Source organism: Bradyrhizobium sp. CCBAU 51753, from assembly GCF_015291565.1.
GTDB classification, from domain to species: domain Bacteria; phylum Pseudomonadota; class Alphaproteobacteria; order Rhizobiales; family Xanthobacteraceae; genus Bradyrhizobium; species Bradyrhizobium ivorense.
Genome location: NZ_CP030037.1, coordinates 3,240,725 through 3,255,750 on the forward strand (window position 1 = coordinate 3,240,725; position 15,026 = coordinate 3,255,750).

Here is a 15,026-nt window from a genome sequence, read left to right on the forward strand (position 1 = left end):
ATGTCGACCCCGCGCTTTCACCGTCTGGCCGTTAACGATCTGCGCCGCGAGGCGTCGGACGCCGTCTCCATGACCTTCGCGATCCCCGACGATCTGCGAGCCGACTACAGTTTTGTACCAGGCCAGTATTTGACCTTGCGCACCACGATGGACGGCGAGGAGATCCGCCGGTCCTATTCGATCTGCTCCGGCCCCGATGACGGCGAGCTGCGCATCGCGGTGAAGCGGGTCGATGGCGGCGCGTTCTCGAGCTGGGCCGCGGAGGACCTGAAGGCGGGCGACGAGCTCGACGTGATGACGCCGACCGGCCGCTTCGGCGTCGCCCATGCGCCCGGCGAGGCGCGCACCTATGTCGGATTCGCCGCGGGCAGCGGCATCACCCCGATCCTCTCGATCGTCAAGGGCGCGCTGGCGCGCGAGCCCGGCAGCCGCTTCTTCCTGTTCTACGGCAACCGCTCCACTGAGGGCATGATGTTCCGCGAGGCGCTGGAAGAGCTGAAGGACCGCTTCATGCAGCGGCTCTCGGTGTTTCACGTGATCTCGGGCGAGGAGCAGGACATCCCGATCCTGCACGGCCGGCTCGACGGCGACAAGGTGCGGGTGCTGCTGCGCTCGCTGGTGCCGGCGGAGACCGTCGATCATGTCTTCGTCTGCGGTCCCGCCGCGATGAGCGAGACCATCGAGGCGACCTGCCGCGAGATCGGCATCGCCGAAGAGCGCATCCATGTCGAACGCTTCGTCTCGGAATTCGGCGGCAAGCCGCGGCCGAAGGTCGTCATTCCCGCCGGCGCGCCGCCGAAGGCCACCGCCGGCCTGATCATCGACGGCAAGCGCCGCGAGGTGCCGGTCGCCGACGGCGAGTCGATCCTCGACGCCGCGCTGCGCGCCGGCATGGACCTGCCCTTCGCCTGCAAGGGCGGCATGTGCTCGACCTGCCGCGCCAAGCTGGTCGAGGGCGAAGCGCCGATGGACCTGAACTATTCGCTGGAGCCGTGGGAGCTGAAGGCGGGGTTCATCCTCACCTGCCAGGCCAAGCCGTGCTCGGAGAAAGTCGTGGTCGATTACGATCACGTGTGATCGCTTGCAGTCGTTCCGGGGCGCGAAGCGAACCCTCAGGTGCGCAATTGCGCACCGAGAACCTCGAGATTCCGGGTTCGATGCTCCGCATCGCCCCGGAATGACAGTGACGGAAGTAGCGTTGACGTCTGACACGTCACGCCCAACACTTGATCTCAAGAGGCCCATTCCAACGGGCCCGCTGACAGGGAGTTCGCTGTGAACGTGAAGGCCACGTTATCGCCCGAGGATATCGCCCGCGCCTGCGCAGAGGCGATGTGGAAGGAGGACGACGCCAGCAAGGGCCTCGGCATGGAGCTGGTCGAGATCAAGCCGGGGCTGGCGGTGATGGCGATGAATGTGCAGCCGCACATGGTCAACGGTCAGCGCATCTGCCATGGCGGCCTGATCTTCACGCTGGCCGATTCCGCCTTCGCCTTTGCCTGCAACAGCCACAACGAGCGCGCCGTGGCGGCGCAGGGCAACATCAGCTTCATCCGGCCGGGCAAGCTCGGCGACCGGCTGGTCGCGACCGCGCGCGAGATCTCGCGCAGTGGCCGCTCCGGAATCTACGACGTGCGCGTCACCGTCGGCGACAGCGTGATCGCCGAGTTTCGCGGCCATTCGCGGGTCATATCCGGCACATGGCTGCCGGATACGGACATCAAGGCATAACGGTTTCGGGGGAATCTGATGGCAACGGCAAAGCTCAAGGTCAAGGACAGCTTTTATCACCCCGAGCTCGACGCCGCCGAGCGCGCCTCGCGCGACGAGATCTTGGCGCTGCAGACCCGGCGGCTCGCCTGGTCGCTCAAGCACGCTTATGACAATGTCGGCCATTACAAGAAGGCGTTCGACGCTGCCGGCGTGCACCCGTCGGATTTCAAGCAGCTTTCCGATCTCGCCAAATTTCCCTTCACGGTGAAGACGGATCTGCGCGACAACTACCCCTTCAACATGTTCGCGGTGCCGCGGGAGCAAATGGTCCGCGTCCATGCCTCGTCCGGCACCACTGGCAAGCCGATCGTGGTCGGCTACACCCGGGCCGACATCGACACCTGGGCCGACGTGATGGCGCGCTCGATCCGCGCCGCCGGCGGCCGCACCGGCATGCTGATGCACAATGCCTATGGCTACGGCCTGTTCACCGGCGGTCTCGGCGCGCATTACGGCGCCGAGCGGCTCGGCTGCACCGTGGTGCCGATCTCCGGCGGCATGACCGAGCGGCAGGTGCAGATCATCAACGACTTCAAGCCCGACATCATCACGGTGACGCCGAGCTACATGCTGGCGATCCTCGACGAGTTCAAGCGGCAGGGGCTCGACCCGCGAAAGTCGTCGCTGAAGTTCGGCATCTTCGGTGCCGAGCCCTGGACCAACGCGATGCGCGTCGAGATCGAGCAGGCGTTCGACATGGACGCCACCGACATCTACGGCCTCTCCGAGGTGATCGGCCCCGGCGTCGCCCAGGAATGCGTCGAGACCAAGGACGGCTTGCACATCTGGGAGGACCATTTCTATCCCGAGGTGATCGATCCCGTGACCGGCGCGGTGCTGCCGGACGGCGAGAAGGGCGAGCTGGTGTTCACCTCGCTGACCAAGGAAGCCTTCCCGATTATCCGCTACCGCACCCGCGACCTGACGCGGTTGCTGCCCGGCACCGCGCGGCCCGGCATGCGGCGGATGGAGAAGGTGACCGGCCGCTCCGACGACATGATCATTTTGCGCGGCGTCAACGTGTTCCCGACCCAGATCGAGGAAGCGCTGCTGGCGACCGACTGGTGCGGCGGCCATTTCATCATCGAGCTCACGCGAGAGGGCCGCATGGACGAGATGACCGTGCTCGCCGAAGCCCGTCCGGAGAGCTGGGACGGCAGCGGGCTCGTGGCGCATGCCGACAAGGTCGCGGCCTTCATCAAGAACACCATCGGCGTCACCGCCGTCGTGAAGGCTGTCGCCCCCGAAACGCTGGAACGCTCGCTCGGCAAGGCGAAACGTGTTTACGACAAGCGGCCGAAGGCCTAGCCTTGCGCCCATAGCGAGGGGGCGCAGGGTTCGATGGCCAATTCCACTGAAGCGACCGCCGCGGAGATCGTCGCCGCGATCCGCGACAAGAGGGTGACGGCGGTCAGCGTCGTGCAGGCCGCGCTCGATCGCGCCGAGCAGCTCAAGCACCTCAACGCCTTCATTGTCCTGAATCGCGACGGCGCGCTGGCGGCTGCGCGGCAGGTCGATGCCGGCCAACGAGCGGGTCCGCTCGCCGGCCTGCCAATTGTCGTCAAGGACAACATCAACACATCAGATCTGCCGACCACGGGCGGCACGCCGGCGCTGCAGCACGCGCGGCCCGCGCGCAACGCCCCGTCGCTGCAAAAACTGCTCGACGCCGGCGCTGTTGTCATCGGCAAGACCAACCTGCACGAGCTCGCCTTCGGCATCACCAGCACCAACCTTGCCCCATTCGCCGGGCCGGTGAGAAATCCATACGATATCACGCGGATTCCCGGCGGCTCGTCGGGCGGAACGTCTGCCGCGATCGCCGCACGCGTCGTCACCTGCGGACTGGGATCGGACACCGGCGGCTCGACCCGCGTGCCCGCGGCGCTGACCGGCACCGTGGGCCTCAGGCCATCAGTCGGCAATGGCGGCGCCGAGCGACGCTATCACGACGACAATCAGGTGGTTCCGATCAGCCATACCCGCGACACCGTCGGCCCGATGGGCCGCACGGTGGCGGATGTCGCGCTGCTCGATGCCGTGATCACGGGCACGCCGCTCGCTGTGGCCGCACCGCTGCGCGGCGTTCGCCTCGGTATTCCCGCGTGCTTCTGGAACGGTCTCGACCGCGACGTCGAAGCCGTCGCCCGCGCGGCCTGCGCGAAGCTCGCCGATGCCGGCGTGGTGCTGGTCGATATCGACATGCCCGATCTGTTCGAGCAGAACGGCAAGGTGTCGTTCGTGGTGGCGCTGCATGAGCCGATCGCCGATATCCCGGCCTATCTTGCGGCCTCCGGGATCGAGGGCATCACGCTGGCGGATATCGCGGCGAAGGTTGCCAGCCCCGACGTCGTCGGCGCATTCGGGGCCATCACCACGGACGCCTTCGGCGCCGCCTATGACGACGCGATCGGCGTGCAGCGCCCGGCGCTGCAGGCGATCTACGCGGCGTATTTCCGCGACAACAACGTGGATGCCATCCTGTTTCCGACCACGATCGCACCGGCACCCTTGATCGACGAAACCAACGGGTCGAGCGAGATGTCGGTCAATGGCGGCGAGCCAGCGCCGACGTTCGGCACCATGATCCGCAACACCGATCCCGGCAGCAATGCCGGCCTCCCCGGCCTGTCGCTCCATGCCGGCATGACGCCGGACGGCCTGCCGGTCGGGCTCGAGATCGATGGCGCCGTGGGCAGCGATGCCAGGTTGCTCGGGCTCGGCCTGTCGATCGAGGCGATCCTGGGCTCGGCGCCGCCGCCGAAGCTTTGACCGTCTGACACCGGAAGGCCCGGCGTGACATCAGGTCGTACCCGCCAGGGTCGCAACAAGCCTCTTGAATTGAACGTTCAGTCGATTAGTCATGGCACCAGACCGCTTGGCGACGCGTGATCTTGCGGCGATGATTTCCACCGTCATTGCGAGCGCAGCGAAGCAATCCATCTTTCCTCGCGTGCGGTGACGATGGATTGCTTCGTCGCTTCACTCCTCGCAATGACGAATTCTGAGAGACCTCCATGGACCCCGCCACCCTTGTCATCCTCGCGGCGCTGATCATCGGCCTGATCTACGGCTCGGTCGGCCTCGTCAGCGGCTTCTGCATGATGAGCGGCCTGCGCGGCTTGTGGGCGGAGGGCGACGGCCGGCTCGGGCGCACCTATGCGCTGGCGATGGGGGTTGCGATCGCGGCCTCGCAGCTGCTGGCGGCGGCGGGCCTCGTCGACCTCGGCAAGTCGATCTATCTGCAGCCCTCGTTCTCCGCGCCGGTGATGTTCCTCGGCGGGCTGCTGTTCGGTTACGGCATGGTGCTGTCGAACGGCTGCGGCTCGCGTGCGCTGGTGCTGCTCGGGCGCGGCAATCTGCGCTCCTTCGTCGTCGTGATCGTGCTCGGCATCTTTGCCGAGATCACGCTCAAGGGCCTGATCGCGCCGGCGCGGATCGCGCTGGTCCAGGCGTCGCAGGCCACGGTCGCAGCCAATTCGGTCCCCGCGCTGCTGGCGAGCGCTGGGCTGGGCGCGGTGCCGGCGCGAATGATCGCGGCATCGGTGGTCGCGCCCGTCCTGATCATCTTCGCGTTTGCGCATGCGCCGTTCCGAAAGTCGATCGGCCAGGTCGCGGCGGGCCTGATCGTCGGCCTCTTGGTCGCCGCCGGCTGGTACGCCACCGGCTATCTCGGCGCCGATGATTTCAATCCGGTGCCGGTGACCTCGCTGACCTTCGTCGCGCCGATCGCCGATGCGCTGCAATATGTGATGCTGTCGACCGGCTCGACGCTCAATTTCGGCATCGTCACCGTGTTCGGCGTGTTCGCCGGCAGTCTTGTCACCGCGCTCGCCACCGGACGCTTTGAGCTCGAAGGCTACCGGTCGCCGCAGCACATGCTGCGCTCGGCCGGTGGCGCCGCGCTGATGGGCATCGGCGGTGTGATGGCGTTCGGCTGCTCGGTCGGGCAGGGGCTGACCGGACTGTCGACGCTGTCGCTGTCGTCCTTCATCGCGATCGCCGGCATCATGCTCGGCACCGGCGCCGGCCTGCGCGGCGCGCTGCGGGTGAGGCCGCTCGCTGCGGCCTAGGGCGTGTACTCATAACCCTCGGCTTCCAGTCATAAAGCGGAAGTTGCCCAGTTCGGCAGTTATCGGCGGCTTATGACCCCAAAGCGGACATGAGCAGCTAGGGGCCATCGCCGCACTAACCCATGAGCTTCTTGCCGCTCAATTGCACTGCTTGGCCGTTAACCGTAAGCTACCCAGCGGGCTAGGCTTGAGGGAAGCCATGGTTGTCGAGACGCGCTATGTGACCAGCGGCGAGGTCTTCGTCGCGTATCAAATATCCGGACAGGACGGTCCGGACTTGCTCATGACGCCGGGCTTTGTATCGCATCTCGAGCAGTCGTGGGAGAATCCCAGCATCGCGCGCTTCCTTAGCGACCTCGGCTCGTTTTCGCGACTGATCCGGTTCGACAAACGCGGCACGGGTCTCAGTGATCGTGGTGTCGGTGTCCCGCATCTCGATGAAAGGATCGATGATATCCGCGCCGTGCTCGACGCTGCGGGTTCCAAGAGAGCCTATCTGTTCGGTGTCTCGGAGGGTGGGCCAATGTCTATCCTGTTCGCGGCGACCTATCCTGGGCGGGTCGCTGGTCTCATTCTGTTCGGCACGTATGCGCGCACGGTGGGCGCCTCCGTTCCGTTCGACGATTTTGCGGCCTTGGAGCGCACTATCCGGTCCGACTGGGGGACCGGCAAGAGTCTGCCAAGTTTCTCTCCGTCGGCAGCCGCAATTCCCGGGGCCATTGACCGGTTCGCCAAGTTCGAGCGCTCGGCGGCCAGCCCGTCTGACGTGATCAACTTGATGCGCATGAACCGCGAGATCGACGTGACGGCCATCCTGCCGTCGGTCCGGGTTCCTACGCTGGTCATGCATCGGCGCGACGACGTGCGCATTCGTGCATTCGCCGGCCGCGAGCTTGGAGAGAGAATTTCTGGCGCACGCTACACTGAACTTTCAGGTAACGATCACCTCCCATGGTTCGGAGATCAGAATCGGCTCCTCGAGGAGATCAGACAGTTTATGGGTGTTTCCGCTACCGCCATCGAGGTTGATCGCGTCCTCTCGACTGTGCTGTTCACCGATATCGTCGATTCGACAAGGAAAGCCTCGTTGGTGGGCGATAGGCAGTGGCGTTCAACTCTGGAAGCGCATCATGCAGCGGTGCGTTCGGAACTGGAGCGGCATCGCGGCCGCGAAGTTAAGACTACGGGCGACGGATTTCTGGCCCTGTTCGACGGCCCGGCGCGCGCTGTTCGCTGCGCCCAAGGGATCGTCAGCGCGGTGCGGCCGCTCGATCTCGAAGTGCGGGCCGGCGTCCACACGGGTGAGGTCGAGATGATGGGCGACGATGTGGGCGGCATCGCTGTGCACATCGCAGCACGGGTAGCTCAGCATGCGAATGCGAGCGAAGTGCTGGCTTCGAGCACGGTAAAGGATCTAGTGGCGGGTGCCGGCCTCAAGTTCGTCGACCAGGGACGGGCCGAGCTTAAGGGTCTCGCCGAGCCCATGCGCCTATTCGCAGTCGTCTGAATGAGTTTCGGTGCCGCCGATCCCGGCTTAGAAAGCTGAGACGCTATCGCCCGAAGTCCCTTTCTGGCCCAAGGCCGACATGCAGCGATGGCGGCTTCGACGTCGGCTTCCGAGATCGAAGCGGACGCGCTGTCGCTGTCGTCCTTCATCGCCATCGCCGGCATCCTGCTCGGCACCGCGCCGGCCTGCGCGGTGCATTACGGGTGAGGCCGCTCGCGACGGCCTAGGGCGTGTACTCATAACCGTCGGCTTCCAGTCATAAAGCGGAAGTTGCCCAGTTCGGTAGTTATCGGCGGCCTATGACCCAATTCCGACGTCCCACCTTAGCCGCAGAGACGGAGGACTGGCCCGAAGCGCCCTCCTATGATCTTATGCCCGGACGGCAAAGTTGGTGAGGACCCCGTGGCTGATGAGAGGATAGAGCGGCGGTTGGCGGCCATCTTGGCGGCTGATGTGGCAGGCTATAGCCGGCTAATGGGAGCGGATGAGGTCGGTACTCTGACAGCCCTAAAGGCAATTCGTCGTGAAATTTTCGACCCAGCAATAGCTCGCCACAATGGGCGGATCGTGAAGACCACCGGCGACGGCTTGCTGGTTGAATTTGCCAGTTCGGTGGACGCTGTGACCTGCGCGATGGCGGTGCAGGAATTGATGGCGAAGCGCGATCAGGATCAGCCCCAGATCACATTTCGTATAGGCATCAACGTCGGCGACGTGATCATTGATGACGGCGACATTTTCGGCGACGGCGTCAATATCGCTGCACGCGTTGAGAGCGAATGCGAACCAGGCGGTGTCTGCCTCTCGAGCAACGCGCTTGAACAGATACGAGGCAAGACTGAGTTCACGTTCGTTGACCTCGGGGAGCGGGCGCTTAAGAACATCGACCGAGCGGTACGGCTCTACGCTGCACGGTCTGCGGCGCTTCCCAAAAGCGCTGCGCACGCGGTTGACGCTTCAAGTCACCCATTCCCCGACAAGCCCTCGATAGCGGTGCTGCCGTTCAAGAACATCAGCGGCGATTCAGATCAGGAGTATTTTGCGGACGGCATGACGGGGGACATCATTGCGTTGCTCTCAAGAACTCGAGACTTCTTTGTCATCGCGAAGAGTTCGACCGATTCTTTGAAGGTCGGGTTGTCGGACCCGACATCGCTCGCTCGACAGTTTCGCGTCCGGTACATTTTGGAAGGCAGCGTCCGAAAGGCTGCCAATCGAGTTCGTGTCACGGCCCAATTGATCGAGGCGCGGACTGGCAAGACGCTCTGGGCCGATCGCTTTGATCGAGAGTTAAGTGACCTTTTCCTTGTGCAGGATGAGGTAACGAGCGGTATCGTGGGCGCGGTATATCCCGAGGTCCTTGCAGCCGAGGCCGGGACATTCAAGCGCTCTTCTTCAACCAATCTAGACGCCTGGGGACTTGTAGCGCGTGGAATGATGGCGCTCGCGACGTTTACGCGAGAGAGCATCTCAAACGCTAATGATCTAGCTGATCGCGCATCAAAGCTCGACCCGGAATTTGGTTTAGCGTTTGGACTCAGGGCATTTTCGCTCGCTTATCGGTCGTATATGCAATGGGGACGTGACTGGTTAATGGACGCACGACAAGCCTCTCAGGACATCAAGTCAGCGGTAAGTCTGCAAAGCGACGATCCTACCGTGTTGTTCCTCGTCGGTGGCGCGTCTTGGTTTATGGGCCGAGTTCTACCTGGCGTTCCTCTCTTGGAAAGAGCGATTCAACTTAATCCAAATCTCGCTATGGCACGCGCGTTACTTGGATTGGGCTACGCCAGTCTAGATCGACCCGCGGATGGCTTGGCACAGGCAGAGATAGCCTTTCGTTTGAGCCCGCGGGATCCAATGGCGTGCCAGTTCTTTGCCGCCGAAACGCTATGTCATTTCGCAGCGGGTGATTTCTCGCGTGCCATTGCCAGCGCTCAAAAGGGACTGCAGGTCAATCCGAACTCTCTTGACAATCACCTTTACTTGGCCGCCGCTCTTGCAGAGTCCGGCGACCAATCCAGGGCGCAGAAGCAAGTTGAGCAGGCGCTGCGAATTGCTCCGGCAATGTCACTCGATATAATTTCTCGCGGAGGGCGCGATGCGCCTGGCTGGCAAAAGTATCACGTCGCTCTGCGCAAGGCTGGTTTGCCATCGTGAACAGGAGCGTCTACCTACGAGCTGCGAGGTCGGGCTTCTGGCCCAAGGCCGACATGCAGCGATGGCGGCACGTCTGAAACCTGATATGCTTCGGTCGTTCCTTTATGTTTTACGGTGGCGGAAATGGAAGCACCTGCTTTGCCGGTTACCCGGTATGCAACCAGCGGAGATGTGAGCATCGCCTATCAAACGATGGGCGATGGACCGACCGACATCATCTTGGTTCCCGGCTTTGTCTCCAACATCGAGTACATGCATGAGCTGCCGGGATACACAGCGTTTTTGCGTCGGTTAGCGACTTTCGCGAGAGTAGTGACCTTTGATAAGCGTGGTCAGGGACTATCCGATCGCATTTCTGAGGCGCCATCATTGGAGCAGCGGATCGACGACGTACGCGCAGTGATGGATGCGATCGGATCTCGCGAAGCAACACTGATGGGATTCTCCGAAGGCTGCGCAATGGGAGTAATGTTCGCGGCCGCGCATCCAGATCGCGTGTCTCGTCTAATTTTGTACGGCGGCTTCGCTCGGTTTGCCGACAAATACGACGCCAATACATTTGAAGCGATGATCGCGAAGCGCATGCCCCTTTGGGGTGACGGGTCCTTGCTAAAGATCATCGTTCCGGCTCGATTGCACACGCCGGAGGTCATTGCCCAATTTGCAAAATTCGAACGGCTTTCAGCCAGCCCAGGCGCTTTCCGCGCGATCCAGCTAATGAACATTCAAATAGATGTGAGATCGATACTTGGGAGCGTTCGCGTTCCGACGCTCGTGCTTCATCGAGAATTTGATCCGATGCTCTCCGTTGATCTTGGTAGAGATTTGGCGGCCCGCATCCCAAACGCAAAGTACATTGAGTACAAAGACGAAGGTCACGCATTTTGGGTTGGCAATACTGAGCCGCTGCTCGGAGACATCGAGGAGTTTGTTACCGGACACCGAGAACACGCTTCAAACGAAGTCGAGCGGGTTCTGGCAACGGTGCTGTTTACCGATATTGTCGATTCGACCCGGAACGCGGCTGAGATGGGGGACCTTTCTTGGCGCCGGCTGCTGGATCGCCACGATGAGACAGCGAAGCAAATCGTCGAGAAGTATCGTGGCAACTTGGTTAAGTCGACCGGCGACGGCATTCTGGCGACGTTCGACGGCCCTGGGCGAGCAGTGCGGAGCGCCCTCGCGTTTAGATCAGCCGCCGAGCAGCTCGGCATCCAGCTTCGAGCTGGTCTTCACACCGGCGAGATCGAGCTACGTGATGGGGATATTGGCGGCATAGCCGTCCACGCAGCGGCGCGCGTCATGGCACAATGTCAACCCAGCGAGGTTCTTGTTTCGAGGGTCGTTACCGATCTCGTCGCCGGCGCTGGCCTCAAATTCTCTGATCGCGGTTCGCATGAGCTAAAGGGCATACCTGGCTGTTGGGACTTGTTTGCGGCGACCGCTTAGATGTCCGCTTCTGGCCCAAGGCCGACATACAGCGATGGCGGCTTCGACGTCGGCTCCCGAGATCGAAGCGGACGTGACGAATATATGCAGGCCCTAATTACGCCTGCGACGGCGCGTCCGCGAGCGAGCTCAGCGCGATGCCGCCGACGATCAGCGCCGCGGCGATCGCCAGCGAGAGATCGATCGGCTCGCCGAGCAGCAGCGCCGCGGTCACGATGCCGACGATCGGCGTCCCCGTCGTGCCGAGCGAGGTCGTCAGCGCCGGCAGGCTCTTGTTGACAACAGACATCGCCCAGTAGGCCAGCGCCGTGCCGATGAAGCCGGAATAGAGGAACAGCAGCGCGAGGTGCGGCGACCAGATCACGTCGGGCACGCCCTCGGTGACCAGCGCTGTGATCGTCAGCACGATCGTTGCCACCAGCACCTGCCACAGCAGGAGCTGCAGCGGAGTCGCGATCCAGCGGTGCGAACGGATGTAGATGATGTTCGCGGCCCAGCAGATCGCGGCCAGAATGATCATTGCGGCGCCGGCGATGACATGCAGATTGCTCCAGTCCAGCGATGCCGGGTTGAGGATCACGCAGAGGCCGGCGAGCCCCGAGGCGACGCCGACCAGTTTCAGCGCGCCGAGCCGCTCGGTCCGCGCGGCGCCGGCGGCGAGCGCCACCCATAGCGGCGTGGTGTAGCCGAGCACGATGCCCTTGCTGGCCGGCAGATAGCGCAGGCCGGTGGCGACCAGCGTCGAGAAGAAGGTCATGTGCAGCAGCGCCACGCTGAGCACGACCGGGATATCGGCGATCCGCGGAATGATCAGGTTGCCGCTGGCGCGCAGGATCACCAGCAAGGCACTCAGCGCGACCCAGCTCCGGATCGATGCGGTCCACAGCGGCGGCACCGCCTGGACCAGCGATTTCGTCACCGACCAGTTGATGCCCCAGGCCAGCACCACGACGATGAACAGGGCGGCGGCCTTGGCGGGGGAGAGGGACTGATTCACGGCTGCTTCCTTGCGGGCGACACGCATTGTGAATAGGATCGCACTGGCTCTCTCGAAAGGGCCAGATTGGACAGAACCAGAGAGCCAGTTAGAGCCAAAGTGATTCTCGCCGAATTGCTCGTACTGAAGCGCTCGGATGCCGCGGGCCTGGTCGCGCAGATGACGCAGCAGCTCCGCGGGCTGATCGCGAGCGGCCGGATCCGGCGCGGCGCCATGCTGCCGTCGAGCCGGCAGCTCGCCGCCGAGCTCGGTGTGGCGCGCAACACGGTCACGCACGCCTATGAGCAGCTCGCAGCCGAAGGCTATCTGCGGATCGCCGCGCGACGCCGGCCGGTGGTGACCGACGATATCGAGGAGCGGTTCGTCAGGGCGGCGCCGGTGCCAAGACACGACGGCGGGCGCAAGCCGCTGTTATCGCCCTGGGCTTTGCGGCTCACGGAGACCGACTGGCCGCTGTCATATCAAGCAAATGTCCGGCCGCTCCGTCCGGGACTTGCCGACACCCGCGAGTTTCCGCACGAGCTCTGGGCGCGCTGCCTGCGCCGCAGCGCGCTGCGCCGGCGCTTCAACGACCAGACCGTGATCAATCGGCCGAGCTTGCGCGAAGCCTTGCGCGATTATCTCGAAGTCAACCGCGGTGTCCGCGCCGAGGCCGATCAGATCCTCATCCTGCCGACGGCGCAGGCGGCGTTGACGCTGATCGCCGCCACCACCGTGATATCAGGTGATGCGGTCTGGACCGAGGACCCTGGATATCCCGGCGCCGCAGCGGCATTTCGCGCGGCCGGGGCCGATGTTGTCGGCATCCGGCTGGACCAATGGGGCATGACGCGCGCGGGGGAGAGGCGGGCGCCAAAGCTGATCTTCACGACGCCGTCGCACCAGCATCCGACCGGACGGCTGATGCCGGTGGCGCGCCGCACCGAGCTGTTGGCGGCCGCCGAGCCGGGCAAGACATGGATCGTCGAGGACGATTACGACGGCGAGTTTCACTATGACAGCCGGCCGATGCCGGCGCTGCAGGGGCTCGATCGCGACGGGCGCGTGCTCTATCTCGGCACCTTTGCCAAGGCGATGACCGCCGATATCCGCATCGGCTATCTGGTGGTGCCGCCGCAGCTGGCGGGGACCATGGAGATCGCGCAGCGGCATCTCGGGTTGATCGCCTCCGTGCATGTCCAGGAGGCGCTGGCCGATTTCATGGCCGACGGGCATTTTCTGGCGCATGTCAGGCGGATGCGGCGCATCTACCGCTCACGCCGCGACCATCTCTCGGCAGTGCTGGCGCGGCAGCTCGGCGCGGTGCTGGCGGCCGAGATCCCTCCAGGCGGGATGCAGCTGATCGCCCGCTTCAAGGACGGCCGTGCCGACCGGGACGCGGTGACGCGGCTGGTCGCGGCCGGCGTCGAGGTGCGTGCGCTGTCGAGCCTTGCGCTGGAGCGGCCGCACGATTTCGGCCTGCTGCTCGGCTTCGCGGCCTGGCGCGAGAACGAGATCGGCGCCGCGGTACGGACCATGGCGCACTGCCTGACCGGCAAGCGCGTCGCGCGCGGGTAGAGAGGTACCTGCACGATTTCGGAATATTGGAAGAATATCGGTGAGTTGCCCGACGTGTCAAGTGGCCTTTTGGCGATCGCCGGCGCGGCCGCCGGCTACTTTGCATGGGGTTGTTTTTCGGCATTTTTGTTTGCGCGCGCTACCGGGCGGCCGATCCCGCCGCGCCGCAGGCTCACTCCGCCGCCTTGGTGACGATCCGCACCTCCGAGGTGAGCGTCTTGTGCACCGGGCACTTGTCGGCGATCTCCATCAGCCGTTTGCGCTGCTCGGCGTCGAGCGCGCCCTCGATCCTGATGACGCGGTCGATCTGGTCGAGCATGCCCTCGCGGGTCTCGCATTCCGCGCAATCCTGCGCATGGATTTTGCTGTGGGTCAGCGTCACGGTGACGCGATCGAGCGGCAGCGACTTGCGGTCGGCATACATCCGCATCGTCATCGAGGTGCAGGCACCTAACCCGGCGAGGACGAAATCATAGGGACCGGGACCGGAGTCCTGTCCGCCGACCGTAACCGGTTCGTCGGCCAGCATGCGGTGCGGGCCGGCGGTGACGATCTGCTGGAACTTGCCGGCGCGGGTCTCCTGCACCACGACGTTGCGCGGGCCGGTCGCGGCCTCGGCCGCCGGCTGTGCGGCAAGGTCGATGTAGCGCTCGGCCCAGGCGCCGATCACGCCGGCGACATAGGCGGCGTCCTGCTTGCCGCTCAAAAGGTGATCTGCGCCCGCCAGCGAGACGAAGCTCTTGGGATGCCTGGCCGCGATGAAGATGTTGGTGGCGTTGTCGATGCCGACGGTGTCGTCGGTCGGCGAGTGCATCACCAGCAGCGCCTTGTGCAGCGCTTTCACCTGCGCCATTAGATTGTGCTCGGCGACGTCGTCGAGGAATTCGCGCTTGATGCGGAAGGGGCGGCCGGCGAGCGAGACCTGGCCTTCACCCTGGGCGCGGATGTCCTCGATCTGATCCTTGAAGAAATGCGTGACGTGGCCGGGGTCGGAGGGCGCCGCAATGGTCGCGACCGCCTTCGCCTCGGGAATTTGCCCTGCGGCCGCGAGGATCGCGGCGCCGCCGAGGCTGTGGCCGATCAGGATCGCCGGCGCCTGCCGCGTCTCGCGCAGGTGGTCGGCGGCGCGGACCAGATCGGCGACGTTGGATGAGAAGGTCGAGTTGGCGAAGTCGCCCTCGCTGGAGCCGAGGCCGGTGAAATCGAACCGCAGCGTCGCGATGCCCTTTGCCGCCAGCGCGACCGCGATGCGCTTGGCCGCCAGCACATCCTTGCCGCAGGTGAAGCAATGCGCGAACAGCGCATAGGCCTTGATCGGGCCGTCGGGGCTATCGAGCGCGGCGGCAAGCTGATGGCCGCCCACACCGGTGAATTGAAAGCGTTCGTGCGGCATCTTGGTCTCCGGAGGTTTCACCTCTCCCATAGGGAGAGGTCGAATTTCGAGCATAGCGAGAAATTCGGGTGAGGGGTTTCGCTCTATCGAGGGACCGTAACCCCTCACCCGGCGCTT

General features: G+C 64.1%; 11 protein-coding genes. 9 read left to right on the top strand and 2 right to left on the bottom strand.

The features are described 5' to 3' along the window. The 8 genes from paaE (at position 1) to XH93_RS14460 (ending at position 10,962) form a co-directional block, all read left to right on the top strand. Positions 1–1,077, top strand: a complete 1,077-nt coding sequence (gene paaE, locus XH93_RS14425; protein ID WP_194474029.1) for a 1,2-phenylacetyl-CoA epoxidase subunit PaaE — start codon at positions 1–3, stop codon at positions 1,075–1,077. Positions 1,078–1,275: 198 nt separating this feature from the next. Further along, the gene (gene paaI / locus XH93_RS14430; RefSeq protein WP_139482066.1) at positions 1,276–1,731 is read left to right on the top strand and encodes a hydroxyphenylacetyl-CoA thioesterase PaaI; all 456 of its coding nucleotides are present in this window, start codon (positions 1,276–1,278) and stop codon (positions 1,729–1,731) included. 18 nt (positions 1,732–1,749) lie between these two features. Beyond that, positions 1,750–3,081 (top strand): phenylacetate--CoA ligase PaaK, encoded by a 1,332-nt coding sequence (gene paaK / locus XH93_RS14435; RefSeq protein ID WP_194474030.1) that lies wholly within the window; start codon positions 1,750–1,752, stop codon positions 3,079–3,081. A gap of 33 nt (positions 3,082–3,114) precedes the next feature. Continuing rightward, positions 3,115–4,545 (top strand): indoleacetamide hydrolase, encoded by a 1,431-nt coding sequence (gene iaaH, locus XH93_RS14440; RefSeq protein WP_194474031.1) that lies wholly within the window; start codon positions 3,115–3,117, stop codon positions 4,543–4,545. A gap of 245 nt (positions 4,546–4,790) precedes the next feature. Beyond that, on the top strand, positions 4,791–5,846 hold the full coding sequence (locus XH93_RS14445) for a YeeE/YedE family protein (RefSeq protein WP_194474032.1): 1,056 nt from the start codon (positions 4,791–4,793) through the stop codon (positions 5,844–5,846). A gap of 199 nt (positions 5,847–6,045) precedes the next feature. After that, the gene (locus XH93_RS14450) at positions 6,046–7,353 is read left to right on the top strand and encodes an adenylate/guanylate cyclase domain-containing protein (RefSeq protein ID WP_139862927.1); all 1,308 of its coding nucleotides are present in this window, start codon (positions 6,046–6,048) and stop codon (positions 7,351–7,353) included. 429 nt (positions 7,354–7,782) lie between these two features. Then, complete coding sequence (locus tag XH93_RS14455; protein ID WP_194474033.1) at positions 7,783–9,513, top strand: adenylate/guanylate cyclase domain-containing protein; 1,731 nt, start codon at positions 7,783–7,785, stop codon at positions 9,511–9,513. Between the two features lie 123 nt (positions 9,514–9,636). After that, positions 9,637–10,962 carry an adenylate/guanylate cyclase domain-containing protein gene (locus tag XH93_RS14460; protein ID WP_194474034.1) on the top strand — a complete coding sequence of 442 codons (1,326 nt, stop codon included), beginning with the start codon at positions 9,637–9,639 and terminating at the stop codon, positions 10,960–10,962. A gap of 97 nt (positions 10,963–11,059) precedes the next feature. On the opposite strand, the gene XH93_RS14465 is transcribed toward XH93_RS14460, so the two are convergent. Continuing rightward, complete coding sequence (locus XH93_RS14465) at positions 11,060–11,986, bottom strand: DMT family transporter (protein ID WP_194474035.1); 927 nt, start codon at positions 11,984–11,986, stop codon at positions 11,060–11,062. 75 nt (positions 11,987–12,061) lie between these two features. Here XH93_RS14465 and XH93_RS14470 point away from each other — a divergent pair, with 75 nt between their 5' ends. Further along, a complete protein-coding gene (locus XH93_RS14470) occupies positions 12,062–13,516 on the top strand; it encodes a PLP-dependent aminotransferase family protein (RefSeq protein ID WP_371815115.1) in 1,455 nt (484 codons plus the stop codon). 172 nt (positions 13,517–13,688) lie between these two features. Here XH93_RS14470 and XH93_RS14475 read toward each other — a convergent pair whose 3' ends face one another. Then, on the bottom strand, positions 13,689–14,909 hold the full coding sequence (locus tag XH93_RS14475) for a bifunctional alpha/beta hydrolase/OsmC family protein (protein ID WP_194474036.1): 1,221 nt from the start codon (positions 14,907–14,909) through the stop codon (positions 13,689–13,691). Positions 14,910–15,026: the final 117 nt, after the last annotated feature.